Here is a 1,779-nt window from a genome sequence, read left to right on the forward strand (position 1 = left end):
GCGCGAACGCTGATACCTGTACAGGAACGCCGCCGTCGAATAATTGTGCATGTTCATCTCCGGGTGGAAATTCCCATCCGCCCAACCGAACGTAATGCCCTTCTGACGAGCCCAAATATACGCGGCGTAGTCCGGATCATCCGGAGTGATATCTCCATAAGGACTCGTCGCCGGAAGCTCCACTCTCGGCGAACCCGCAAGACGGTACAGCGCCACCGTCACATCGCGGCGCGTCATATAGCTGTTCCTACCTGAATCAGAAAACTCAGGAAGAACCTGACGGCGCTTAAACCATGCCCAGGCGGCGTTGACCTCCTTATTCTTCGTAAACTGCAGCTGTAGATCCTTCGAAGTAAGCTGCTCAACCGACTCAACCGTACCGTCCTTGCCGGCAGTCACCTTTTCCAAGAAGAGCCTGTACGAGCCGTCATAATTCAGCGGCGCACCGGAGATGGTCAGCTTCTCATCCATCGTGCCGTCATGGATGCTCTCAGCAGCAATCTCCTGCACCAGCGTCTTCTGACCGGTCAGATGTCCCTGCTCATCAACATGTTGTACCGAGAAACGGTAAGAGACCCCAGGCTGCTTCTTCAAACCGACGGCGCGTACCGGCAAGATATTTTCCTCATCATAAGGGCTCACCGTCGTAGCCTTCAGAAACATCTCAGGGCTAGCCGATTCCTTATTAAGCGAACGTACCGGAATGAAATCTGCAACATCATTCAGCAACTCACCGGGGTAATTCTCATCCTCCGGACGGTCTTTACCGTAGAAACCAATCTTATAGACCTTACCCGGCTTAAGCGTTCCCCCAGGAATCGTAATAGACGTCTTAAAATGCCAATTCAGGAAATAAACGCGCTCTCCACTACGGGAAGCCGGGTACGGAATCCGAGTGGTGAATTCTGGTTCGCCTACAATCTTTCCGGTCTTCGGGTCGACTTCATAAAAAGCCAGAAGCGCGGGGCCATCCTTGCCCTCTCGACTACCGCTCGTAAGGATATGGAACCCCTCAATCGTCAGAGTCGTATCCTTCCACGGGTCATCAATTGCGGGCACACTGAAAATGTACGTCGTCTCAGTCGGCTTAGGGTCCTGCACAACATTAATAGGTGCACGCGCCACAAAACGGAATTCGGACGGCCAAGAATCCTCCCGGTGGCCCTTCTTGTGGTACGTCAAAATGACGTCGAAAAGAGTGCCTTCATTAGCCTCAATAATGTACGGCCCAATATTGAGAAAGAAGGTGTAGCTCCCGTCTGGGTTTTCTACCATCTGCTTCGGGTTGGGATCACGGTCAAAGAGGTAGCCAAAGTAGGCATATCCGTCAATGCGGGCATACGCGGCTTTGAAGTACGAAGAACCGCGGTCAACCAGAGAAAATTCGTAGAATTCGTAATTCTGGCGGAATTCAGCACTGAGCGGAGGCGTCGTCAGCGTTACTGTGCCGCCTCGAGAAATGTTGAGAGTCTCAGGAGAGACTTTAAACCCTTCCATTTCAGGATGGCGAGATTCATCTACCTTCGGAAGCGAAGACGTGGCTTCGTCAGCATCTTCTTGAGCTGCGGCGGGGGAGGCGGGGGTCGCCTGTTCCGGGTCTGCATGAGCAGGTGCAACCTGTGCCGGTTGTGCCGGGTGTTCGGGAGCCGCCAGCGCCGCCGGGGTGATACCGGCAAGCGGGCTCAAACCCAGCAGCAACGACAGGCTGAGCGCACGGGCGCTTGCCGGGTGGCGCGGAGAGGTGGAACAGCGCCGGGCGCCTCGTGGTGTGAAGAATGA

General features: G+C 54.6%; 1 protein-coding gene. It reads right to left on the reverse strand.

All coding sequences use genetic code 11. The annotated features are described in order from the left end of the window. The coding region (locus tag HMPREF2682_RS01030) for a superoxide dismutase (protein ID WP_070830641.1) at positions 1-1,779 on the reverse strand (1,779 nt) is incomplete at both ends.

It is taken from the genome of Rothia sp. HMSC061D12, from assembly GCF_001836735.1.
Taxonomy (GTDB): domain Bacteria; phylum Actinomycetota; class Actinomycetes; order Actinomycetales; family Micrococcaceae; genus Rothia.